Origin of the sequence: Paenibacillus sp. 11B, assembly GCF_030487755.1 — a bacterium.
GTDB classification, from domain to species: domain Bacteria; phylum Bacillota; class Bacilli; order Paenibacillales; family Paenibacillaceae; genus Paenibacillus; species Paenibacillus vandeheii.
The window spans coordinates 1,132,037-1,157,093 of sequence record NZ_JAUKNS010000002.1; the positions used below are offsets into that span (position 1 = coordinate 1,132,037).

Sequence of the window (25,057 nt, forward strand, 5' to 3'; positions counted from 1 at the left end):
TCTGCTGTGGTGACCTGTTCACTTATCAAATTATGACTTTAAGGCGTCAAAAAACAAAAGACGCAGCATGCTGCGTCAAATCTGTACCGTTCGGGACTGTTTGCGAAACTCCTGGGGTGTAATACCCGTGCACTTTTTAAACATCTTCGTAAAATGAGAGTAGTTGTAGTACCCCACCTTGCCTGCGATATCCGTCACCTTCACGGTTGACTGGGACAATAAGGTCTTCGCTTTGGCTACTCTGCGCTGGAGAATGAATTCGGAGAGCGACATGCCCTTTTCTTTACGAAACAAGCGGGATAGATAGGCCGGATTAAATCCGGCAAAGGACGCAAGTTCTTCTCGCATCAGCTCTTCACCAATATGATTTTCAATGTAGATACACAACTGGTCCACAATGGTCATTGGACTGTGATCGTCCGGGTACAATACCGGAATGGCACGACTGATCAGGTCTGAGGTCCACTGCTTCAGCTGGGGCAATGAACGTGTCACAACGCTTTCTTCCGGCTCTCGTTCGCCAGGGTACAGGCTGCGTACGGATACATTTTTCTGATGGAGCAGCGGGTAGATCACATGCAGCATTGCATGATAATACAGGTGGAGAATTTCTGGTGACAGCCGCTCCTGGGCAGCCAGTAATTCAAAGATTTCATCGACACGCTCGCGCAGGTCATCAAACTTCCCCGTTTCGAACAGGATGGACAGCTCGGAAAACCACGGTATGGGCAGAAAGCGATCCTCCGTATCTCGGCCCACTTCGTCATAGATGAAGACCCCTTCAAGCTCGTTGATATTGCGACGCTCCATGTCCATCAGCTCATTCAGCATACCCTGAAGATCCGTAACAGCCACCGGAACTCCAACATAACAGGATAATCGGCAATAAAAATAATTACCGCACTCCTGAATATAGCTCTGACATCCTTGCGCCAATTTACTCGCCGTTGGTACGATACCGTCCTGTTCGTATGCAAGCACAATATTCAGTCCACTGTGGTCCTGAAACACTTCGCCGGGTTTGTCACCAAGCAGCATTTCCTTGGCAGCATTGCGGAGCGCATATTCCAGCACCTCCTCATCACGCAGGTCGAAGTCTCGCACCCATTCTTCGACGGATATGACAATCGGCAGCACACGCGCTTGCGGATCAATCTCGGCTCCGTACACCTCGGCCAGTTCCTGAAGCTTTTGATGAGTTAAGGTTACCCGTTGTGAGAGGGCATCTTTCCAGAAACGCTCGGTCAACAGCGGTTTATGAGTTTGCCAGCGTTTGTACACGGTCTCATATACTTCATTGGTGCGGGAACGCAGCTCCCCGTCCTTAATTTTGTCCATGGCCTGGTTCACAACCTTGAGCAGCTGGTCTGCGGGAGCAGGCTTCAGCACATAATCGAAGCTGTTCAGCTTGATTGCGGTTTGGGCATAATCGAACAGGGCGTGCCCCGTAAGAAAAATAGTTAACATCCCGGGATCATGCTTTAACACCCAACTCTGCAGATCCAGTCCCGTCTCACCCGGCATCTCAATATCACAGATCATAATATCGATGGGATGGGTTTTTATCAGCAATCTCGCTTCTTCGGCATCCCCAGCACTGAACACCTGGTCAATTCCGGCCAGGCTCCAGTCCACCCCTTCCACCATCGCTTGCAGGGCATACACTTCATCATCCACGATCAACAGGTTCCGCATAGGCTCTCCCTTCTTCCTCTTCCGTCTGGGCGGGCATATGAATAACGACTGCTGCCCCTCCTTCAGTCTGATTCCTGAATTGCAATCCGGCATGTTCGCCGTATTTCACTAACAGCCGATGGATAACGTTCCAGATGCCAATGTGCTGCCCACCCGGAGCTTCGGCATATTGCCCCTGCTGCAGTCGCTCCAGTATTTCTTGTTCAAAGCCAACACCGTTATCGGTAATGGAAAGTTGAAGTACCGAATCAATTTCATTTTCGATATGTGAATCAGACCCAGATAACGTTTTCGTTTTCCGGGCAGTTATGCGTATAACAAAAGGCTCTGTGCGCCGCTGAAAGCCATGAATGATGGCATTCTCCACAAAAGGCTGAATCGTTAAGGGCGGCAGCACATAATGCCCGAGATCCGGGCCAACATCCAGAGCGAACTCCAGCTTGTTTGGAAACCGCAGCTTCTGAATCTCCAAATAATGACTAATATGTTCCAGTTCTTCATCCAATCGAATAACACGTTTGCCTGCACGCAGGCTGAACCGGAAATAATCCGCTAGGTGACCAGCCATCTGCTGTACAAGCTCATGCTTTTGCAACGAAGCCAGGCTATGAATGATATTCAAGGAATTCAGATAAAAGTGAGGATTGATCTGCATCTGCAATTGTTTGAACTCTGCTTCCCTCGTCCGCAATTGCTCCTCATACACATCAATCTTCAGATGCTGGATTTCACTTGTCATCTGATTGAAGCTGTGCGTAACAAACTCCAGTTCAGATGAAGCCGGCGTCTCCAGCCTCACATCAAGCTCCCCTCGGCTAACCCTTCTCATCCCGCGTATGAGCACATTCATTGGACGGAACAAAAGCTGCCTGAGAAAAATCATCGCTGTAATCAGGATGACCGCTGCACCAATCGGAAGCAGGCGAATGATCTGCTGAAAAAATGGCAGGTTTCGCATCATGTCCTCCTCGGGCAGCAGGACAATATAATTCATCTCGGACATGGCTGAGGGAATTCCAAGCATCAGGTACTGACGTGCACTGCCAGTGGATGTCACTTCAGAGATCACCTGGTAGGGATTATTTAACCCAGTGATATGGGCAGCGGCCAGCTTGATTTGTGCCGAGTTCAGGGCTGAATCGGACATGGCCCCACCATCCGCTCCTACGATGACGGCTCCTCCCCGGTTACCGGATTCCGTAAATTGCTCGGGGTGATTCAGTGCATTCATGTCTACAAGCGCCCCTGCATAGAACTGAGCGTTGATCCGTACCGTTTTGACCAAGGCATTCCATGTGCCCCCCCGAACGATGCTCCACTCCGGCTTCTGGATTTCCCCCTCGAGTTGCTGCATCTGAACCGGCATACTCTCCTGAACAATCGACATTTTGACATCATAATTGCCTGAGGTAGCGAGCAGCAGATCATCATTTACGGCATCGTACAGAAAAAATGAATCGATCAGATTATAAAATCCGATATCGGTCATGAATTTGTTCATAATGCGCTGCTTCGCAATAATATAATCCCCGCTGCCGTATTTGAGAAAAAACAGGGAAATAATATCCGGGTCACGCTCGCCCAGACTGTATAAATAACGATTGGTCTCCTGCAGCACGCGCTCGTTCTGCTCCACACTCTTCGCCAGATGATTCATATTGGTGAGAGAAACTTGATCACGTACCACTTTCATGGCGTATACGTTGTTGTAATAAAGCAGCATGAATAGTGGCAGCATGATCAAGGTCAGACCCACAATAAACTTAAAGCGCAGTGAACGGATAAAATTCATGAATTCCCGCCCTTTTGTCTAACCTGATTTTATTTCTTTTGCACATCATTGTAACCGCTATCAAGAAACAGGCAATTCCTCCTGTCTTCTGATGCTCCACCTCTGTATTCCTTCCATCTTCTTCCTTATAATGGCATGTTTATTGTAGTCATACTTGGTTGCGTCTGTCTATGTAGTTCCGTGACCTGTTAGTGTCAATTCTGGTGACTTGCACTTGGCTTACAGTACGTGTACAAGGTTCCATGCTCTAATAAGTTCTCCATCTGTAAAAAAAATCCTGCTCCCTACTCCACGAACGCCCGGTGATGACATGCATACGATATATCACTCCTTGGGTTGACACCAGGGATGGAAGGAGGCATGTCCGATGAATATTCAACTCGTCCCATTGCATTATGTATATCTGGCTTTTATCGTCTTGATTATCGCCGTCATGGTTCGTCGTAGAGATACAACCATCATTTGTGTCGCAGGTATTATGACCATCGGATTTCTGGCGACTGAAACATTAAGCGGATCGGTATCCGGAATCTTCAGCAGTTTTATCTATGCAGCCAAGGAGCTGCTCGGCACTATTTTTATCATCTCAATCATTGTCGCGATGAGCCGGGTGTTAATCAGGACGGGAATCAATGAAGTTATGGTGAAGCCGCTCACCCGGTTCATCCATTCTCCACAGGTCGCGTACTGGGGAATCGGATTCATTATGATGATTGTATCGCTGTTCTTCTGGCCTTCACCTGCCGTTGCTCTGGTTGGGGCTGTACTTCTTCCAGTAGCGGTACGAGTCGGACTTCCACCTATCGGCGCTGCCATTGCCATGAATCTATTTGGGCATGGAATCGCCTTATCAGGGGATTACATCATTCAAGGTGCACCCAAACTGACGGCTGATGCAGCAGGACTCCCCGTTACCTCCGTCATGACTGCAAGTATCCCGCTTGTCATAGTGATGGGAACGGTGTCTACCGTAACGGCATTCTGGATGCTGCGCAAGGAGATGAAATCAGGTTCTACCGTTAAACTTGGTGATCCAGTCTTGGGTGAAGCAGCAGCTGCCCTTCCACCTTCATTAGATTCTGCGCCCGTTTCCGGGGGACCTTCTGTTCAACATCAACCCATGCCGCGCCGTCTGCAAAAGACATTCGCTCTGATCATCCCGTTGTTATTCGCTGCGGATGTCATTCTGATGTTTTTACTTCAACTTCAAGGCGGGGATGCCACAGCTTTAATTGGTGGAACAGCTGTGCTCATTCTGATCGCCGTCTCCCTTGCCGCGCATCGTCATTCAGGTCCGGAAGAAACAACAAACTATTTAATTGAAGGATTCCAGTTCGGATTCAAGGTGTTTGGTCCAGTCATACCGATTGCCGCTTTCTTTTATCTGGGGGATGCTGCGATCACAGAGCTGTTCAACAACCCGCTGCCTGCTGGTTCACACGGTATTGTTAATGATTTGGGGGTAGCTCTTGCCGGGTTGGTTCCACTGAATAATACGGTAGGCGCTATTACGATGACGGTGACCGGAGCGGTCACGGGAATGGATGGTTCGGGGTTCTCAGGGATATCCCTGGTCGGCTCCATTGCGTCTATGTTTGCAGGTTCGGCAGATTCCGCACCTGTACTGACGGCACTGGGTCAGGTCGCCGCCATATGGGTAGGCGGTGGGACCTTGATTCCATGGGCCTTGATTCCAGCTGCTGCCATCTGCGGGGTCAGTCCATTTGAACTGGCACGCCGCAATCTGAAGCCAGTATTGCTGGGATTAACAGTGACTACAATTGTGGCTATCTTTCTGATCTGATCGCGGAAACCATGCTATTCGAACGGAAAGGACGTACGCAGGTGAGCCCAGGACCAAAGCTCATCCTTACTCATTCCGGCCAGATGTAGCATCTCCTCATAGGGGTCTCCCTGAAGTCCCAGTACTGCAGCGAATGCAGGCTCCGTCTTCAAGCCTCCCAGCTTTAGTTTGCGAATCTCCCGATGTCCTGCTGCGCCCCAAAGTTGCAACAATTCCCACTCTACCCGCATGTGAAGATAGGCATTCTGACTGCGTACAGATACGGACTGAGCGAAAATCTCTATAGGCCAGTTTCCAATATCCACACAACAGGTCACATAAGGAAGCTGGCCTGCACGGCCGTCCCCCCGTTCACATCGAAAACCTTGCATTTCCCTTAGTTGACGGTGCAATAGGGTTTCAAACGCTTCCAAATCCGCTGCCTCACATAATAGATCAAGATCACTTCCAGGGATATCAATATCAATCGGCACAGTTCCAGACGGATAAGGCTGGTAAGCACCCAATATGCTTAATAATCCGCTAGATTGCAGCACATCATAAGCATCCTGCTGACGCTCGTTACCCGAGGCCAGATGTGTCATTACATCCGCAGTTGTAATCATGTTACAACCTCGGGCACCGGCTCATTCCGACGCTCCTGTAACGACTTGTTTCACACGGCCCACCTGTCCATTAGTCAAACGCACTTTAATTCCATGCGGATGTGTGGGCGATTTGGTTAATAAATCCTTCACGATTCCACGTGTCAGCTTGCCTGTAGGCTGATCTTGCTTGAGCACAATATCCACTTCAAGCCCCGGTTTGATATTTACTCGTTGTTGTCCGTTCATGGGTTTCCCTCTCCTCTTCAACGTATTCCATGTCATGCAGCCATAATTCACAAAGCTTCATCTATTGTAGACGTTTTGGATTGAAAACGAAAGCCATGTGCAACGTTCAAAAACTGAACTAAACGGTCATTCCGTATTTGAAGAGGGATCAGAGGATTTGCTTTTCATCCTTTTCAGAGCTGATCGATACACTTCATCTGCACTCTCTTCAGCTTTATTCGTATCCGTTAATACCGCTTCCTCATCTACTTCAGCAGGTTTGCGGAAATGAAGCAAGGCTTGGCGGTAAGCTTTATCACCGTCTGTCGTCTGCGTCTCTCTTATATGAGGTGAAGGAGGCACTTCCAACGTGGAATCCATCTGGTGAATCTCCGTTTGCCTGCGCTCCTCATGTTCTAAAACCTCTGTATGCTCGGCCTGTTCGCTAATTCGGTCTTCCTTCCGGGCATGATCTTCTTCATGGAGCAGGACAGGCCCTTCATCCACCTCTGCTATTTTGGAAGCTCGTGCTTCTGCCGCCTTGCGGGACGATCTGGAGTTATAAATCATCAGAAACACAACCCCAATAACAACGATTACCGCCAAAATGATCAACATGTGTGCATCCTCCTTATCATCCGCCTGTAGGCAGCCTTAATCAATATATTGGTGCCCTATTCTGCGAATATTATTTCACCTTGTTTCGTATAGAGCGACAAAGTAGCGGGAATGCTCCAAACAGGATTGTCAACAGAAGAAGACTTGCAAAACCGATTGAAGAGAAGATTCAAAGAAAACCGAATTGAGGAGGAGTGATCAGCATGAATTCACGTGCCATTTTGATCAATATCATCGTTATACTGGTGATTTTGGGAGCCGGGGCGGCCGGGATCTACTATTACAACCAATCCACAAGTTATGTTAAAACCGATAATGCGCTCGTAACCGGGCAGCCTATCTCCGTGGCTTCCGCAGTAAGTGGTGAGCTTCGATCCTGGAAAGGCAAGGTAGGTACAACATTTAATGCAGGCGATACCGTCGCCACTGTCTCCGCTGCGGGCAAATCAACATCCGTGACGATGCCTGTTGATGGCACCATTGTACAACAAACCGCTGTCGAAAATTCGCTCGTATCCGCAGGTACGCCCCTCGCACGGGCCTATGATTTCAATAATTTGTACGTGACAGCCAATGTCGACGAGACCGCGATTGATAAGATTAAAACCGGTCAGATCGTAGACGTGTATGTCGACGCTTTTCCAGACACCACTTTGACGGGCAAAGTAGACCAGATCGGACTTGCTACTGCATCCTCCTTTTCGCTATTGCCATCGTCCAATACGAATGCAAATTACACCAAAGTAACACAAGTCATCCCGATCATCATTACGATCGAAGGATATAAAGGACTGGGTGTGGTTCCCGGCATGAGCGCTACCGTGCGCGTTCATATCTAAGGCTGCTGATGGAAAATCAAGTGCCACTTGGAAAAACCATCGCTGTCCTGCTGCTCGGCGCATTTATCGCCATTCTGAACCAGACTTTGCTCAATGTAGCCATCCCCCATCTGATGAATGACTTTAACGTCTCGGCAACGACCGTGCAGTGGCTGTCTACAGCCTACTTACTGGTGAACGGGGTACTCATTCCGATTACCGCCTACTTGATCGAGTCGTTCGGGACCCGCAAATTATTCGTGACCGCGATGCTGTTATTTACGCTGGGTTCGTTGATCTGTGCCATCAGTCCTGGATTTACGGTCATGCTCATCGGTCGTATCGTACAAGCCAGTGGGGCCGGGATTATTATGCCTTTGGTTATGAATGTGTTTCTGACTGTTTTCCCTCCAGAGAAACGGGGAACGGCCATGGGCACGATGGGTATTGCCATGATGTTTGCCCCGGCTATTGGTCCAACCTTATCCGGATGGATCGTGGAACATTATACATGGCGGATTCTGTTCTATATGGTCATTCCGCTCGCCTTGCTTGATATTTTGTTTGCCTTCATCTGGCTAAAAAATGTGTCCAAGCTTACTTCACCGAAATTTGACGGGTTTGGCGCGTTATTCTCCACGATTGGTTTCGGCTTTCTGCTCTATGGATTCAGCTCTGCCGGAGATAAAGGCTGGACCAGCGCGACTGTGCTGTTGACATTGATTATCGGTGTGCTCTTCATCGTTTTCTTTGTCCTCAGAGAGACGGCCATGAAGAACCCTTTGCTGGAATTTCGCGTATTCAAATACGATATCTTCACCATCTCGACGCTGGTCAGTGCAACGATTAACATGGCACTCTTTGGCGGAATGCTGCTGTTACCGATCTATCTGCAAAATATAAGGGGATTCTCTCCCCTGCAATCCGGTTTGTTGCTCCTGCCAGGCGCATTGTTAATGGGCGTCATGTCTCCTATCTCAGGTGCCTTGTTTGACCGGATCGGCTCTCGCCCCCTCGCCATTGTCGGTTTGATCATTACCGCCATCTCCACCTTTGAGTTTAGCAAGTTGACGGGGGAGACACCCTACGGTCACATTATGATGCTATACACATTCCGTAGTTTCGGGATGTCCATGCTTATGATGTCTGTCCAGACAGAGGGGTTAAACCAATTACCGCCTCATCTCACAAGCCATGGGACGGCCATGTCCAATACGGTAAGGCAGGTGGCAGGCTCAATCGGGACCGCTTTGCTTATCACCGTGATGGCGACACGTGCAGGCATTCATTTGGCGGATTACAGCAACACGGTCACCACAACCAATGCAGCATTGACCGAACAAGTCGGCATGCTCGGTACGCAGATGGCTACTGCGGCTGGAATGCCGCCTGAGCAAGGTTCCAGTCTCGCATTACAGCAGCTCTATGGTATTGCTGTTCAGACGTCAACAATTGAAGGCATTAATGATGCTTTCATTGTAGCAACCTGGATTTCGATCATTGGTCTGTTTCTATCGCTGTTCCTGCGGAGGGCTCGCTCTCGTCCTCGTAAAGTCAAGCCTGAGCGCTGAATTTCACTGGCAACCCAATACCCTATATACACCTGGGGATAACAGTGAACGGAAGGTTGTTCTGTCATCGGAGTGGCAAGTGTAAATATTCTTTAGTTCAATTTATATATTGAAACGATAAAAAAACCGCAGTCTCTTCATCAGAAACCTGCGGTTTTTGGCTTGAACTATGGATGCTGAGGTAAGGATGAATTGTCATCCTTGGCAGCCTCTCTCGCCTTGACTGCCAGTAGTTCCGATACGGTTACAAAACGATATCCCTGCTCCTTGAGCTTGGGCAGAATCGTTTTGAGCGCCGTTATCGTCTGCGACTTGCCATCCACCTTGTCATGAAACAGAACGATATCCCCGTTACGTGCGTTCTTCAGCACTTTGTTCACAATGGCTGATACACCTGGTGAAGCCCAATCACGTGTGTCCTGATGCCAGGACCATAACACGATCGTATAGCCTTGCTGCTTGGCGACCTGAATGACCATGTCATTGTAATAGCCTCCCGGTGGCCTGAACAACGTGGGACGCTGCGCCCCTGCTCCAACAATGGATTTCTCCGCTATGTTTATTTCATGGCTGTACTTATCCGCCCTTGTAGATCTGACCGCGTACGTATGTGCATACGTATGATTGGCGATTTCATGTCCTTCCCGCTGCTCCTGCTTGATCAGATCAGGAAACTTTTCGGCCCATTTGCCAAGTACAAAAAAAGTGCCTTTAGCCTGATACTGCTGTAGCAAAGCCAGAATCTGCGGGGTTTGGACCGGATCTGGCCCATCATCAAAGGTCAGTGCGATGAGTTTGTCATGCGTGGGAACCTCCCACACAATCTCTCCCCGTTCCTCATAATACTGTCGATTCTTCTGCACAGGTTTCGCATAGGCAGAACTGCTGCCAAGCAAAATAATCAGCATACACAATCCGATGCATCGGGCTGCCTTCAGGTTCATGTTCATGTCCTCTCTTTATCTTCAAACGTAAACTCCCTGTTAGCATCTCCCGATTCACCAGAACTATTTAATGAAATATCTGATGAATGAACTGCCGTTCCACAATTGTACAAATTCTAATGATCAAGTGTTTTTCAGCGCAGTGGCTTCCACATCATTGATGAATCGGCGGAGTTTTGCGGCCACCTCGCGATTGATTTCGCCATTTTCGTATAATTGCTGTATGGTATTACGCTGCTCCTGCATCGCCACCATTTGCAATTCAAGCTTATCCTGATCAAATGGATCTTCGGTTTTGCCCTGATTCCAGGTACGCAATTTGGCAATGACCCGTTCATATCTGGAGATGACCGAAAGAGCTACAATCCGGTTACTGTCGTTCATATGGGCACGGATCGCCTTGATCGCCGCTTCCGAGGTTCGCATCTTCACTTGACGGAACAGCTCCGCATTCTCGATCATAAACGGCTGATCCGGTTTCCGTGAACGATGGGTAAACACATGTCCAAACACTCGCCCAATTTCACTGAGTGAGAACATCATCTGGGTATTCGTACGATTCGCAAGCATCATTTCCTTACGATCCAACCAGCTATTACATCTAAAGGCTGCTTCCGAAGCAATTACGTTTTCGTCCATCATATTCTCGATTTCCTTGCGTTCAGCCCGGGTAGCGATGAGATTAATTGCTGTTTCCTGTTTCAAAATGTCTTTGCGCTTTCCAGCAGTAAGCTCGCCAGCCGCCTGCCTGATATATTTCGACAGATCAGAAACTACAGCAAGCGCAGCAGCCTTGTTCTCGTCGTTCATTTCCGACTTGACTGCGCGAATGGCAGCGTTCAACATAATATCCTGTGCTTTTTTTTCCGTCGTTTGCGGCGCACCTTCCTCCGCTTTCTCTTCGTTCTTCGCAAGAATAGGAAGGAACACACTTGCAGCAATCAGAGTGAACAGAATCACACCTGCCGCCAGGAAAATGATCAGATCCCTTTCAGGAAAAGGAGACCCATCCTGGAGAACATAAGGAATGGAGAATGCCCCCGCCAATGTTACAGCCCCTCTCACACCTGAAAGGGTAATGATCGTAATCTCTTTCAGCCGGGGCGTCCCGCTCGACAACTCCTCACCGGAATTTTCATTTCCTTTCCAGAACAGATAGATCCAGACGAAACGAAGGACCAACAATAAGATTGAAATTAGGCCCACATAGCCAAGTACTTGCAAGTTATCAAATGAAACATTTTCGAAGATGGTACTCAGCACATCAGGGATCTGTACCCCAAGAATGACAAAGACCAAACCGTTCAAAATAAATAAAATCACAGACCAGGTGCTGGCAGACACGACCTGCATCTTCAGTTGTACAGACTCTGTCCGGTCACGCTCAATGGCGTGAATGATCCCGCCAGCGACTACCGCCAGAATGCCCGAAACACCGACCTCTTCACTCACCAGATAAATAACGAATGGTGTTAAGATTTGCAACAGCATATGAATGGTCACATCTTCCATACCTAGACGGCGAATCCAGACACCCAGTCGGATCAACAGTAAGGATAACAAGGCACCAATCAACAACCCACCAATCGCGATAAGTATAAAACTGAATGACGCCTGAGCCAGGGAAAATACACCCGTCACCGTGGCGGCAATCGCAAATTTGAATGCAACCAGACCGGATGCATCATTCATTAATGCTTCTCCCTCCAGAAGCCTATGTATGCTCTTGGGCAAATGCACACGACCTGCCATGGCGCCTACAGCCACAGCGTCTGTCGGGGACAGTATTGCCGCAAGTGCAAAAGCCGCAGGTAGCGGAATGGTTGGAATAAGCCAGTGAATAGCGTACCCTGCAACGACAACCGTGACAAATACAAGGCCCAAGGCCAACAACAAGATGGGTGCTCTTAGATTCCACAGCTCGTGCCTAGGCGTTCGCTTCCCGTCGTTGTACAGCAACGGAGCGATAAAAAGCACGAAGAACAATTCCGGATTCAGTGGCAGATGCACACCCGCAGGTAATAGTGCTATGGCTACACCAAGAACAATTTGAATTAGCGGAATAGGGATAAAGGGTACAAACCGGTTCAAAATATTCGATAAACCGATCAGTACCAGCAAAACAAGCACGGCAATAAAAAGTTCCATGATGACAATCCCTTTCCGAGTAATAAAGTGGTGAAACCTTTTTTGTATAGCCTTATTTTAACATAAACCAAAGTTGATTATAAAAATATTGTCATATTCCAATACCAACCCAAAGCGATTGGACCAATAGCCTGGTTGAAGATTTCTGATTGGTTCTGTTTATAAGATGTTACAATATGCACAGGACAATACCCGTTTGGAAAGGAACTTGGTGTATATGGCATTTGGAATTAAACGACAGGAGCTGGCCGAGTGGAAAGAACGTGTATCTCGTGGCGATCTTGCCTATCTCACTCATTTTTGGATTGACAACCGTTTTCCGGGCATTACCAGTGTGACCAAAGTGGGTTGTGCGGATCTGAATCGGCTTGAACATTGGTGCACGGAACATGGACTGGACCCACGATACATTCATCGGCGTCAGCCTTTCCCCCATTTTGACCTGCTCGGTAAAAAACAAAAGGAAATTCTCATTCAGGAAGGTCTGACCGACCACATTCAACGCTTCCATCTCTGATTGAAAAAATAAAACGCCAGCCTTCAAGGTTTCAAGTCCCAGAACGGACTCAAATTCTTGAAGACTGGCGCTTTACACACCCATATTTAGCGATGCGTTTGCTCCAGTGCTTTCATTTTTTCCAGCAGTTTCAACTCAATCTTCTTCAGCATGCCGAACATCTGCAGTTGTTCCTCTTCCGTAAGCGCCTGCAAAAGTTCCCACGTCATTCGACCGCGATTATTAATCAACGTTCTTGCAAGCTGCTTCCCATCTTCCGTTAAGGACAACCATACAATTCTTCGATCCTCTTCGCTGCGCACCCGCTGGATCAGACCTTCGCTCTCCAGTTGATTGAGCACAATTGTGGTTGCTCCTGAAGATAGACTAAGTTGTCTTGCCACATCTACAGCCATGCAGCGCTCTTCACGTAAAATCATGCCCAATATATGACTTTTCGTCGGATTTAATTTGCAGTTTGTTTCATTCTTTTGCTGCTGATCCAATACCTTATTTTTATATCTGAAGAAGGCCTCCAACAATTGATCGACATTTGCCAATTGAGAGTTTCGCTCCGTGTCCGGGCTCATAAACGTTCCTCCTACCTTTGATCATTAACCTACCTTATATTGTAACATATTTGTACTATTTTGTTTGTGAAAAATGCGCTTGTTTCCCAAAACCCTTTACTTGTCTGTAAAGTTCATGCTTATTTTGCGGTTTCATGTGACAAGCTACCTTATAGCATGAACAGATAACCATACAAGGAGGAATCAAGCAATGAACATTTATATTGTTTTCGATAGTGAAGGCGGCCATACACGGGCGCTCGCCGAATCGATTGCTGCTGGCGCAGCCAGCGTACATGGTGCAACCGTTCATTTGCATTCCACAGAAGAAGCCGACATCTACAAGCTGGTGGAAATGGACGCCATTATTTGGGGCTGCCCAGGCCATTTTGGCTCCATCAGCTCCGGGTTGAAAAAGTGGATCGACAAGCTGGGTTACCTGTGGGCTGAAGGCAAACTTGTAGACAAAGTTGGTGCGGTGTTCTGTACCATCGCCACCGAGCACGGTGGACTGGAGTCAACCTTGATTCATTTGCTGACACCTATGCTTCATCAGGGGATGATTATTATCGGCCTGCCTGGAAACTTTGCAGATAACGCTCTATATGGCTCCTATTATGGTGTTGGGGTGACTTGTCCGGTGGACAGTGATGATCTGCTGAGCGAACAGGGCATAGCATTGGGTAAAGCTCTAGGAGAACGCGTGGCTCGCATAACCAATCGATTGATCACATAGAAATGAGAGTAGTTCCCCATTGCTATCCTTATCAAGCCTGCGCACATAAGCAGTGAAGGATTACTGCAGGCTTGAACTCCCCTCACTATAGAGAAATAGAATGATTCTATTGCAAAATTGGATTGGATTTGTTTATAATAACGTATATCTTTAAAGTTACTTTTAGTTACTTAATGATTTTTATAAATCTGTTATTATAAAGTAATACGATATTCATCCATTATATTGCAAGGGAATTTTACACATGAATCAAAATTCGCATTTAAAAACTGATGTTTGTATTGTGGGAGCTGGCCCCGGAGGGGCGCTACTTTCATTCCTGCTGAAAAGGCAGGGAATATCCACCATTTTGATCGAGCGCCAGCCGCACCTGCTTAAGTCGTTCCGTGGGGAAGTGCTTAATGCAGATGGTGAGGCTATACTGAAAAAGCATGGGTTATACCCTGCTGTCACCCAGCGTGGCGTGCTTCCCCTGGAGCAAATTCAATATTGGGAGAATGGCCAGATCATTCAGACCATTTTTCCTGGAGAGCAAGAATCCCATGTGGGCATTCATGTGCCGCAGGATCATCTGCTGGAAGTCATCGTGTCACAATCACAGAAGCAGGAAAACGAACAAGTTCTTTATAATACGATTATGACTGGGTTGCTGCGAAATAAGGCTGACAAGACGATTGGTATCAACATTCGGCAAGAAGGACGGCCTGCTTCCATTGAAGCAGCTGTTATTGTTGGTGCGGATGGCAGATATTCAGCTGTACGCAGACATGCTGGTCTGACCCCGGAGGCCCGTAAACATGGGTACGACCTGTTATGGGCTCGAATTCCTGCTCCAGCAGGCTGGGAACCTGCTGTTCGGATGGCGAGTATGGACGGTCAGCAGTTGGCGTTATTCTCACAATTCGGAGGTTTCGTGCAGATCGGATGGAACATTCCGCAAGGGTCCTTCTCCAAGCTGCGTGAACAGCCTTTCGCTCCCTTTGTACAGAAGCTGGTGGCAGCCTTCCCCTGTCTCGCTGATTCGGTAGCTGCACATATCCAGACCTGGAGTGATTTTGTTTTGTTATCCGTAGAGAGCAGTTTCGCTGAATCGTGGGTGCAGGACAATGTGGTCTTGCTTGGCGATGCCGCTCACACCATGACTCCAACGGGTGCTTTTGGATTAAATGCAGCATTGGAAGATGCGGATGCGCTCGCTGAACTGCTCATTGAAATGGCAGCTGATCAATTCACTTCCACTGAACGTTTACATGAGCTTCAGGCCAGCCGTGAAGAAAAAGTGAAGCAGCAGTTGGCCAGACAACTGGAAATGGAGTCTTCGTTCCAGCAGCGGTACGAATCTTTTCTATAATAGAGCGTGTATTCACTCACAGCGCCTATAATCAAACAGCCGACTGTTCCTGAGGGGAATAATCGGCTGTTTTCTTCTTTTATGGGCTAACCTGCGTGTATCCATCCGTGAACCTGATTTCCAAATGGTATGTCTGAAAAATTATAAAAAAACGTAACAGGAATCAGGCTTCCCTACCATTCATGGCGCTCACCCTTAGCTCATTCATAGGTAGAGACAGCTTTTCGGGATGACGTAATCTCACCGTACGGCTCTCACCAGGAAGAAGATCGAAATAGTTATCACTGAAACGAACACGACCAAGGGGCAACTCGAGCTTCACCAACCGTGCAATTGCACCAATGGCCGTAACGGATACGGATTGTTCTTCTTCGTTCACATGTACACTGAGCTGCGCTGGAAGCAGATTAACATCCTTCGGATCACGTAAGAAATATCGATTCAGTGGCGCAGTGAAACCTTCTGCGACCAATTCAACCAATACTTCTTCTGCCAAGCTACCTCCCAATACCTCCGCTTCGCTCATCTCGGCAATGCGAGTAGAGCATTGTGAACCTGTCTCTACATGATGCGAGCTGGAATATACTTTTTCCCCATTCAGTCCATAGACATTAAGTCGAAGCTGTCCCCTCAACGTCTCCCGTGTATCATTCACGACCCATAACGTAAGAGGCTCACCCGGTTCATGTTCCAGAGACAGCAGTATCGGATGAAAGAATACTTTTCCATAATAAAAGGAGGCCTTCGGCAGCAGCTCGTAGTCAATCATCGACCAACTTGTGCCTGGCCAGCTATCATTCAGCTGCCACACAAGAGCTCCACTATTGCGGTGATTAATTCGCCGGAAATGTTCAATACCGTACCGTAGTCCTTCCGCCTGTGTCAGCAACGAGTAATTCATGTATTCCTCAATATTTTGCGGAATGCCTGTATATCCTTCCATTAGAAGAATGCCTTTCTGATGATTGGTATCCTTATTCCGATAGGCCATTTCGGGGCTTCCCCAATAGAACTGCCCTGCGGGCATATTTTTCTCCAACGTGTAGCGGTTGGCCGAGGCATGCATGCCGAATTCACTGCTGAACAGGGCATTATCCTTTTTATAATTTTTGAAAGTCACGCCCTCAATACTGTAGTCCAGCAGTGGTGGCTCGCCGTGTTTACGAGGATAGACGGAACCATGCCATACCTGCCAGTTATGACGATCCCCCACATCCGGATCATTGGCATCATTGCCTTGACTGTCCCCATACGGTGAGGAAGGCCAGTATGGACGAGATGAATCCAGACGCTCCAGCACTTCCGGGATCAGCTCATGGTAGATCAGCTCTCCATAGAAGGGGCTGGTAATATCTCCACTGGCAGACTTCATGTCATAGAGCCAGTCAATTTCGTTATTGCCACACCAGAGTGCAAGCGAAGCACGATTGCGCAAGCGCAGGACATTATTTTCAACTTCATTTCGTACATTGTTCATGAACTCCCGATTGAAGTCTGGGAATAAGGCGTTGGCAAAAGCAAAGTCCTGCCACACCAGTATGCCTTGCCGATCACATTCATCATAGAAGATGTCCTTCTCATATATACCGCCTGCCCAGACACGCAGCATATTCATATGCCCTTCCACGGTCAGCTCGATCAGCTCACGATACCGGGAGGCAGGGATGGCACCAATCAGATGGTCGGCTGGAATCCAGTTGGCTCCCTTTGCGTACACCCGCACTCCGTTCAGGATAAACGTAAACGCATCCTCACCCTGTTCATTATGAAGTGCTAGTTCAATGGTTCGTACACCGTAAGGCTCGTTGTATTGATCCACTTCCACTCCATCTGCAAATAGAGTAACTTCCAGCCTATACAAGTAAGGCTCACCCAAATCATGCGTCCACCATAATTGCGGTGAATCCAATTTTAGTATTGTATCTGCGAGACCATTTTCCACAACGACTTCAGCAGACCGTGCCACTTCCTGACCACTCGCGTCCAGTAAACGTATATCACATGACAAAACCACAGCTTTTTCACGTTTGTGTCTGCTGCGAAAAGACAATACAGACTTCACATCCGCAGTGACATGGACAGTCGCTTGCTGCTTGCTCACTGATTCGGTACGTGCAAATACGTTCTCCAGCTTTGCGATTGTTCGTCTTTCCAGCCGTACCCTGCCCCAGATTCCTAGAGTGACCATTCGCGGTCCCCAGTCCCAACCGAAATTCATCGCAGCTTTGCGCAGCCAAGGCCGTTCCTTCGTATACGAAGACCAGTCGAACGTTTCCTTGTCTCTGTGATGTAGATAAAGGGGGTCGAACTTGACCGCTATGGCGTTCCAGCCATTACGAACCAGTGTCGTCACATTGAACGTGTGGGACATGAGCATATTAGCCGTTTTTCCAACTTCATGTCCGTTCACATATACGGTGGCGTACGTATCCAACCCATCGAAGACCAATTCGAAATACTCCTCCGCTTCCCCATCTTTCACCAGATTGAAGTTGGTGCGATACCACCATTCCTTCTGCTCGATCCAACGACTCTTGGCATCGTTATGCCCATAGTAGGGCGGATCAATGATGCTGCGTTCAACAAGAGCAGTGTGCACATCCCCTGGCACCTCCGCTCCAATCCAGAATCGATCATCCAGCGCTGCTGCTGCAACATCCATGGCCCGCTTTTCCCCGACCTCGAAATGCTGAATCTTCCATTGTCCTGACAAATCCTGACTTAAATTATTCATCTTCACGCCTGCCTCACTCCCCAGTTTGCTTGGTAATTAAATATCGAAAACGTTTGCAAAAAAATATGACTGCGCTTGCTATTTTCCTCTGCTAACCTTTAATGTTCAGAAGTCTTGTACGACACTGACTCCTCACGATACTCGCTCGGAGTCATGCCCGTATGTTTTTTGAACAGCCTGCTAAAATACTTAACGTCCTCGTATCCGCTGATGGCGGCCACTTCACTTACTTTCGCGGGGGAAACCGCCAGCATGTCCATCGCGCGCCGAATTCGCATACTTGTTACAAAATCACCAAACGTGACGCCAGTTTCCTTCTTAAACAGTTCACTGAGATGACCCGGATGCAGATGAACCTGACCTGCGACATGTTGTAGGCTAAAATCCTGTACCGATCCGGATTCCATATAAGTAATAGCCTTCTGTACATGGGTAGTCCGTCCTTGCCCCATCTCGCTGTGATAGGTATGCATCAGTTCATATAAATGATGAAAAAGCAGATCCCGAAGTTCACCAGCATCGGCATTCGAGTCTGGCCTCCATGGTTCGAACCGTTCCAGGTCGTCTCTTCCAATGGCACGCATGGTACGAATCAACCAACGCTGTCCTGCATTCACCGCAGCATGCAGACAGGCATTGAAAGACTCTGGCGTTACTTCGGGGTCCATCAGGAGTGCATCCACCAGTTTTCGTGTCCATGTGGTCAGCATAATTGAATCATTATCCATTAACAATGTTCCCAGCGTGGTTTCTTCCTCATGTTGAAGGACGGTTTTACCTCCTGTGCGGTGTAAAACATCTTCATATTGCCATATCCTATCCTCAAGTAACCCATGGTAACGATATGCGAAGGACGCCGTTCGGTAGCTCTCATGCAGAAGCTGGACCTCCATGCAGGGTCTACCTACTGCTGCACGCAAAGTACATTTTAACAATTGCTCTATCCGTGTTAACGCAATGCTCAAAGTAAATTGGAAATCCTGTTCATATGGGGGCAGCTTTACAACACAGATAATCCGGTCCTTTTGAATGTGTGCAACTGCACCTGGCAGAACATCCTCCAGCATATTTTGCACGGCAAAGTTTAGCAAAGCAGCCGAGGAACGATTCCACCCCGCAGCTTTCAAGATTAGAATCTGTCTCTGCATATGCTCCATGTCTGATGATAATTCGGATTGCCCAGTCATTCCGGATTGGAGAAATACAGGACAAGGACTAGATTTTACGTCTCCCTCAATGATCCATTCTGCGAACAAGCGCTGTTTGTTCTCTCGCAGCAGCTGCCCTTCTCTTGATTTCTCAGCCCAACGTTCGCTAATCCGTTGTTTGGCCTGAAGCACTGTCTTGATAATTTCTTCCGGCTTACTCGTCTTAAGCAGATAATCTGTGACACCTTGACGAATCGCTTGCTGAGCGTAAGAGAAGTCATCGTATCCCGACAAAATAAGGACCTCGAGTTCCGGCAGCATATGCAGCCCTTCCTCTGCCAGTTCAAGCCCCGTCCTTCCCGCCATCCGAATATCAGTCATCAAAATATGCGGCCTCTCCTCAGCCATGCGTGTTAAAGCCTCTTCTGCCGAGGCTGCTGGTGTAAGCAGCTCAATCCCCAGTTCCTGCCAAGCGATTACACTGGCGAGCCCTGTGCGGATAATGACTTCATCATCAACAATCAGTAATCTCATGGCAATTCCTCCAAGATTGGAATGGAAAATGAAATTCGGGTTCCACCTCCGACTCGGCTGTCCACTTCGAGCTGCGCCTCAGCTCCATAATGAAGCAGTAGTCTTTCGTTCACATTGCGGAGCCCGTAGCCCCCTTGCTTCATAGGCTCTTTTTCCGTCCGATGGTGGTTTGAATCATGCTGCTCTTCCTCATCCAATGACAAAAGGCTGCTTCTGACATATTCCAGTCTGTCCCGCCCCATGCCAGCCCCGTCATCCAGAACAAGCACACTCATTCGTTCCTGTTCTTGCCGAATCATGATCGTAATTGTGCCCATACCTGCTTTCGGCTGAATTCCATGAATCATGGCATTTTCGACGAGTGGTTGGAGCAGCAATTTCAGCATCATTCGCTGTTCAAGTGCCTGATCAACAATATAATGTACGGCGAACTTGTCGGGAAAACGGATGGACTGCACACGTACATAATGGCGAATGTGGGTAATCTCCTGCCCTACAGGACAATAATCTCTACCCTGATTCAAGCTGATACGCAAAAAATCACTTAATCCCTCGACCATCTCTGCGATCCGCTTTTCCTCAGACATCAAGGCAATCCAGTGAATGGATGAAAGGGTGTTATACAGAAAATGAGGATTGATCTGCGCCTGAAGTGCTCTGAGATCAGCTTCCTTCTTGCGGGCTTCACCACGGATAACCTCTTTTTTTAATATCTCAATATGTGCACCGAGCAAATTATAACTCTCTCCCAGCTTGCCGATTTCATCATCACTTTCCGATCGGAATAGGGGCAGCGGGCGATCCGGGTCCATTCGGGACAGATGTCTTGTAAGAACTCGCAGCGGCCTTGTGATTCGTCGCACCGTAAACCAGACAAGTCCTGCACTGATCGCAGCAGACAGGCTCACTGCAACGGCAGTGAGGATAAGAATATAACCGTTTTCGGACTTATACTGATCATAGGGAACCGTTCCGGCCAGCGTCCAGCCTGTCAGCTGTTCCGGATAATACAGCAACGTACGTTTCTCATCGCCGCTGCCATATGTAGCGGTTCCCCTTCCTTCTTCTTGAATCAGCGTTTGTACCTCAGGCTCGATCTTTTCCAATGACAGTCCAAGACGGGATTTATCCATGGAAGACAAAATCTCTCCAGTGGAGCCGATCAGTTCCAGCCGACCTTCACCCTTACCTAGTCCCAGCGCCGCCCATCCTTTCGAGATGGCCTTCTCATCGAGACTGATCGCCAGCCATCCGATGGGGCGATAATCATGAATACTGCGAATGGGTCGAACCATGGTAATTACATTTTGGATACCGGCATAATTCTGAACCGGATATACGCCAGTCCAAGTTTTAACTGCATCCCCATGTGGAGCAGGAGGATACGATACATTGGATGATTCATACCAAGTAGCCGTAGAGAGAACCGCATCAAAACGATCCGGATAGATGGCAATGTTGGCAATATATTTTTTGGAAGCGGCCAGATTCGTCATCCTGCCCAAAATATCCACACGCTCCTGCACATCGTCCTCATTGCTACTTAAATACTGCTGTATGTCTCTTTCTCCAATCAGAAAAATCGACAGCGTCTCGACATCCTGCAGCATATAACGCAAATTCGCTTCCACCTGCTTCAGTGTGTCCATGCCCGAAAGCTTTGTTTTTTGTTCTGTGATGCGGGAAGAGATGAGAAAAGCGAACAGCCCCAGTGCCAGCAGCGGTACAATCATGGAAGCCGTAACCACCACGGACAACTTCCGTTGCAATGAAGATGTTAGCCAGCGTCCCACATCTTTCCCTCCTCTGGATGCGCTTTCGTTTATCCTTTGACTGCTCCGGCCGTCATGCCTTTCATGACTTGTTCCTGAAATACCAGATATAGAATGATGGTCGGGATTACAGACAAGGTCATGGCAGCAAGAGTCAGGCCGTAATCGGTCTGATATCCGTCGGCAAAATTGGCGATCGCGAGCGGTAACGTTTTCAAACCTGTTTTGTTAATAAACACGAGTGCGAACGAAAAGTCATTCCACGCGTGCAGAAAACTCAGAATAGTGACCGTTGACAAGGCAGGTACGGACATGGGAAGCATGATCCGGGTAAACAGCCCCCATAGACCTGTTCCATCTATAAAAGCAGCCTCTTCAATATCACGTGGAATACTGGTTAAATAAGCTGTCAGCACAAATATCGCGGTTGGCAATGCAAATGCGGTATACGGCAATATCAGTGCCCAATACGTATTCAGCAGAGACATCTGTTTCATCAAAATAAATAACGGGACCAGTGTACTGTGAATGGGAATCAGCATGCCTACAACGAAGAAAGTCATGATTAGCCCTTTCCAGCGAAACTGGAAACGCGCAAGTATAAATGAGGCCAGCGCTGCAATAAACAGCGTTAAGATAAGCGAACCTACAGATACAACCAGGGAATTGCCAAAAGCGGTTCCCAGCTTGGAGCTTTCCCAGGCATTGCTAAAATTTTCGACGTTCCATTTTCCCGGCAGCCCGAAGGGCCTGCTATAGAACTCTTCATTCGTTTTGAATGCACTGATCACAAGCCAGTAGAACGGATACAATGTTAAAATACCATAGACCGTCAACAGCGTCCAAACAATTCCACTACCGAATCGGCGTACCGGGTAGCCAGAAGTATTCCCTGGTGTTGGCATCGATAAAGGTGTAACACTCATTACATTCCCCCCCTCTCTCCTAATTCTCTTTTTTCTTACGACTTGTCGCCCACTGGCTTGTTCCGATAAGCAGCAGGGAAATTAGCACGGTGGTGGTCGAGATAGCGCTCCCGAAGCCATAGCGATACGTTGTGAAGGTTGAATTATACATATACGTTGCCAGCAGCTCTGTCGCATGTGCCGGGCCGCCTTTGGTCATGATGTACACCAGATCGAATGATTTCAGGCTGCCCGAGATACATAGAATGATCGCCACCTGAACCGTTCCCCAGATCATGGGCAAAGAAATGGAAACCAGCTTGCGGATTCCTGAAGCACCGTCAATCTTGGCAGCGTCATGTATTTCTCCCGGAATATTTTGCAGCGCCGAGATAAAAATAATCAGGTACAAACCGACAAAACTCCAGAGCAGTGGTGGCACCAGGGAGAAAATCGCAATTTTGTCATCCGAAAGCCACTGCAGCTTCCAGCTTTCCAGACCCAATGCATCCAGCAGGAAGTTCAGTATCCCGATTTGCGGATGATAGATATATTGCCAGATCATACCGATAACTACGGTGGATAATACCATCGGCAGAAATACGGCTGAACGCAGGAAACGCTGTAACGGATTGCTTTTGTGCAAAATGACCGCCAGCATCAACGCTAACGGAATTTGCCCAAATACCGAGGCCAGAACAAAAATGACGTTGTTTTTCAAGGCCCGCCAAAATACGGAATCATGCCATATTTCCACATAGTTATCCAGTCCGATATATTTTGATTCACCGATCCCCGACCAGTTGAAGAATCCATAGTACGCTGACCATACAACCGGCACAAATACAAACAAAGCGTAAATCACTACTGCCGGAGCGAGCCCCAGCATTATAAAACGTCGACTGCGCAATGCGTTCATTTTGCTCACTTCCTTTCATCAAACCTTTGGCACAAATACAACTCTTTATATCAATGTAAAACCCCTCCCCTGGCGGGAAGGGGTTTAAATCTTACCGTAATGCATCTTAACGCTCCAAAATCAGGACAACCTATGACTTAATTTCCGACTGCATTGGCTTGGGACGCCTGAATTTTATTCGCTATATCTGCGGCTTTGCCACCCATTAATAGCTCCTGCAATCCATTATTGATAACCTCAACGGTTGCAGAACCTAGCTTGGAATCATACACCGGAGTAATTTTTACCTCCTGCATTAAGTCATAGAGCTCCACAAACAATGGATGGGCTTTGGATTTATCCAGATCAATCTTATAGCTGACCAGCGTGCTGCTATCCAGAGTTGCCTTCTGACCGTCAGGACCTGCCAAAGCGTAGAACAGCTCCATGGCCGCATCCTTTTGGGCACCGCTTAATTTTTTACTTACACCCAAGCCAGTCCCTACAACGCCAGATGTCGTTCTGGCCTCGCCTTGGCCTCCATCTACTGCTGGTAAAATTGTAATGTGTGTATTGTTCAAAATGTCTTCCGGTGCGTTGTTGACAAGGTTGGCCAATGCCCATCCACCGTTCATCACCATCGCTGCTTTTCCCTGGAAGTACAGCTGCATCATCTGTGTTTCGTCAATACTGTTGAAACCATCCTGAAATGCTTTACTGTTACCGAGTTCCTGCATTTTGTCCAGCGCCTGGATGAACTGTGGGTCTGTAAAGCTGGCCCCATCCTGGGCTGCTGCCTTTAAGAACCAGTCTGTACCGGTTTCCCGGTCAGCCAATGTACTGAAGATGGTGGATTGGGCCACCCAATTGGCTTTGTTCCCCAGTGCGATCGGTATGATTTTGTTCTCATTAAATATAGCAAAGGCCTGCTCCAACTCAGCCCATGTTTCAGGTACTTTCACGTTGTACTGCTTGAACAGTGCTTCATTGTAATAAATAAAGGATGTGGGTGCGAGATTCATCGGTACCGAGTAAATATCCCCATCGACCGTATATCCATCCAGGGCGTTCGGAATAAAGTTGTCTTTCCATTCCGGCTTCGCGTCCAGCTCGGCATTGATCGGCTGCAGCAGATCCCCCTTCACAAACTCCTTGGTCATCGCATCCGGCCACATGACGAACAGATCCGGCATTTCATTAGCCGCTGCTACCGTCCGGAGCCTTGTTTTGAGGCCATCTGTCGGCAGACCTTCATCCACCACTTCAATATCCGGGTGCGACCCACGGAAGTCTTCAATGATTTTGCGCATCGCCACCGCTTTGGCATCTTGTCCAGTCCAGTTGTGCCAGATGGTGACGGTTACTTTATCCTTGCTGTCGCTGCCTTCTGAGCTTTCCCCGCCGCCGCAACCAGCCAGAACGATGGAAAACAACGCCATTACCAACATTCCCGAAAGCCATTTTTTCAACATCTTTATAGTCCCCCTTGGCAATTTGAATACACTTATTGTAAATGGTGACGCTGTCATTTTGTAAGGTGACGATGCACGGATGAAGGGGTGAAAAATATCGGATACCTGGTGGATCATTCAATCTTTTCTTCCATATAAAAAGAGCCCTCACGATGAGAGCTCTTTGTTAAATTTGGACTCATATATCATTCATGCTTATAAATAAATGAATAGATAAGTTCTGTTTTATTTCTGTTCTGT

20 protein-coding genes are annotated in these 25,057 nt (G+C 48.0%); 6 read left to right on the forward strand and 14 right to left on the reverse strand.

Translation table 11 applies throughout. The features are described from left to right. Window positions 1-75: 75 nt before the first annotated feature. Complete coding sequence (locus tag Q0V21_RS13495) at window positions 76-1,695, reverse strand: response regulator transcription factor (RefSeq protein WP_301879324.1); 1,620 nt, start codon at window positions 1,693-1,695, stop codon at window positions 76-78. Next, window positions 1,670-3,487, reverse strand: a complete 1,818-nt coding sequence (locus Q0V21_RS13500; protein WP_301879325.1) for a sensor histidine kinase — start codon at window positions 3,485-3,487, stop codon at window positions 1,670-1,672. The genes Q0V21_RS13495 and Q0V21_RS13500 overlap by 26 nt, the downstream gene beginning before the upstream one ends. Window positions 3,488-3,854: 367 nt before the next feature. On the opposite strand from Q0V21_RS13500, the gene Q0V21_RS13505 reads away from it, so the two are divergent. Further along, window positions 3,855-5,291 (forward strand): hypothetical protein, encoded by a 1,437-nt coding sequence (locus Q0V21_RS13505; protein ID WP_301245789.1) that lies wholly within the window; start codon window positions 3,855-3,857, stop codon window positions 5,289-5,291. Window positions 5,292-5,305: 14 nt separating this feature from the next. Here the strand turns inward: Q0V21_RS13505 and Q0V21_RS13510 are convergent, their stop codons facing one another. The 3 genes from Q0V21_RS13510 to Q0V21_RS13520 form a co-directional block, all read right to left on the reverse strand. Then, window positions 5,306-5,896 (reverse strand): DUF4269 domain-containing protein, encoded by a 591-nt coding sequence (locus Q0V21_RS13510; protein ID WP_301879328.1) that lies wholly within the window; start codon window positions 5,894-5,896, stop codon window positions 5,306-5,308. A 21-nt stretch (window positions 5,897-5,917) separates the two neighbouring features. After that, a complete protein-coding gene (locus Q0V21_RS13515) occupies window positions 5,918-6,124 on the reverse strand; it encodes a YwbE family protein (protein WP_053783700.1) in 207 nt (68 codons plus the stop codon). 126 nt (window positions 6,125-6,250) lie between these two features. Continuing rightward, the gene (locus Q0V21_RS13520; RefSeq protein ID WP_301879329.1) at window positions 6,251-6,721 is read right to left on the reverse strand and encodes a hypothetical protein; all 471 of its coding nucleotides are present in this window, start codon (window positions 6,719-6,721) and stop codon (window positions 6,251-6,253) included. Window positions 6,722-6,924: 203 nt separating this feature from the next. Between Q0V21_RS13520 and Q0V21_RS13525 the strand changes: the two genes are divergently transcribed. Next, window positions 6,925-7,560 (forward strand): biotin/lipoyl-containing protein, encoded by a 636-nt coding sequence (locus Q0V21_RS13525; protein ID WP_301879331.1) that lies wholly within the window; start codon window positions 6,925-6,927, stop codon window positions 7,558-7,560. Between the two features lie 8 nt (window positions 7,561-7,568). Then, on the forward strand, window positions 7,569-9,110 hold the full coding sequence (locus tag Q0V21_RS13530; RefSeq protein WP_094936493.1) for a DHA2 family efflux MFS transporter permease subunit: 1,542 nt from the start codon (window positions 7,569-7,571) through the stop codon (window positions 9,108-9,110). Window positions 9,111-9,277: 167 nt separating this feature from the next. On the opposite strand, the gene Q0V21_RS13535 is transcribed toward Q0V21_RS13530, so the two are convergent. Continuing rightward, window positions 9,278-10,054 carry a polysaccharide deacetylase family protein gene (locus tag Q0V21_RS13535; protein WP_301879332.1) on the reverse strand — a complete coding sequence of 259 codons (777 nt, stop codon included), beginning with the start codon at window positions 10,052-10,054 and terminating at the stop codon, window positions 9,278-9,280. 123 nt (window positions 10,055-10,177) lie between these two features. Next, window positions 10,178-12,202 (reverse strand): Na+/H+ antiporter, encoded by a 2,025-nt coding sequence (locus Q0V21_RS13540; RefSeq protein WP_301879333.1) that lies wholly within the window; start codon window positions 12,200-12,202, stop codon window positions 10,178-10,180. A gap of 217 nt (window positions 12,203-12,419) precedes the next feature. On the opposite strand from Q0V21_RS13540, the gene Q0V21_RS13545 reads away from it, so the two are divergent. Continuing rightward, window positions 12,420-12,719: a hypothetical protein gene (locus Q0V21_RS13545; protein WP_079347157.1), complete on the forward strand. Its 300-nt coding sequence runs from the start codon at window positions 12,420-12,422 to the stop codon at window positions 12,717-12,719. An 86-nt stretch (window positions 12,720-12,805) separates the two neighbouring features. On the opposite strand, the gene Q0V21_RS13550 is transcribed toward Q0V21_RS13545, so the two are convergent. Beyond that, window positions 12,806-13,288, reverse strand: a complete 483-nt coding sequence (locus Q0V21_RS13550) for a MarR family winged helix-turn-helix transcriptional regulator (RefSeq protein ID WP_079347159.1) — start codon at window positions 13,286-13,288, stop codon at window positions 12,806-12,808. Between the two features lie 190 nt (window positions 13,289-13,478). Between Q0V21_RS13550 and Q0V21_RS13555 the strand changes: the two genes are divergently transcribed. Together Q0V21_RS13555 and Q0V21_RS13560 are read left to right on the forward strand one after the other, a co-directional pair. Further along, window positions 13,479-14,003 (forward strand): NAD(P)H-dependent oxidoreductase, encoded by a 525-nt coding sequence (locus Q0V21_RS13555; protein WP_301879334.1) that lies wholly within the window; start codon window positions 13,479-13,481, stop codon window positions 14,001-14,003. Window positions 14,004-14,247: 244 nt separating this feature from the next. Next, window positions 14,248-15,354: an FAD-dependent monooxygenase gene (locus Q0V21_RS13560; RefSeq protein ID WP_301879335.1), complete on the forward strand. Its 1,107-nt coding sequence runs from the start codon at window positions 14,248-14,250 to the stop codon at window positions 15,352-15,354. 163 nt (window positions 15,355-15,517) lie between these two features. Here Q0V21_RS13560 and Q0V21_RS13565 read toward each other — a convergent pair whose 3' ends face one another. From Q0V21_RS13565 to Q0V21_RS13590, 6 genes are all read right to left on the reverse strand, one after another. After that, entirely contained in the window at window positions 15,518-18,088 is a 2,571-nt protein-coding gene (locus Q0V21_RS13565; protein WP_301879555.1) for a beta-mannosidase, read from the reverse strand. Window positions 18,089-18,186: 98 nt separating this feature from the next. Continuing rightward, the gene (locus tag Q0V21_RS13570; RefSeq protein ID WP_301879336.1) at window positions 18,187-19,770 is read right to left on the reverse strand and encodes a helix-turn-helix domain-containing protein; all 1,584 of its coding nucleotides are present in this window, start codon (window positions 19,768-19,770) and stop codon (window positions 18,187-18,189) included. Beyond that, a complete protein-coding gene (locus tag Q0V21_RS13575; protein ID WP_301879337.1) occupies window positions 19,767-21,563 on the reverse strand; it encodes a sensor histidine kinase in 1,797 nt (598 codons plus the stop codon). Before Q0V21_RS13575 ends, Q0V21_RS13570 begins: the two co-directional genes overlap by 4 nt. A gap of 29 nt (window positions 21,564-21,592) precedes the next feature. Beyond that, on the reverse strand, window positions 21,593-22,447 hold the full coding sequence (locus tag Q0V21_RS13580) for a carbohydrate ABC transporter permease (RefSeq protein WP_443146417.1): 855 nt from the start codon (window positions 22,445-22,447) through the stop codon (window positions 21,593-21,595). Between the two features lie 40 nt (window positions 22,448-22,487). Beyond that, window positions 22,488-23,366: a carbohydrate ABC transporter permease gene (locus Q0V21_RS13585; protein WP_301879339.1), complete on the reverse strand. Its 879-nt coding sequence runs from the start codon at window positions 23,364-23,366 to the stop codon at window positions 22,488-22,490. 137 nt (window positions 23,367-23,503) lie between these two features. Then, complete coding sequence (locus Q0V21_RS13590; protein ID WP_301879340.1) at window positions 23,504-24,817, reverse strand: extracellular solute-binding protein; 1,314 nt, start codon at window positions 24,815-24,817, stop codon at window positions 23,504-23,506. Between the last annotated feature and the right edge of the window lie 240 nt (window positions 24,818-25,057).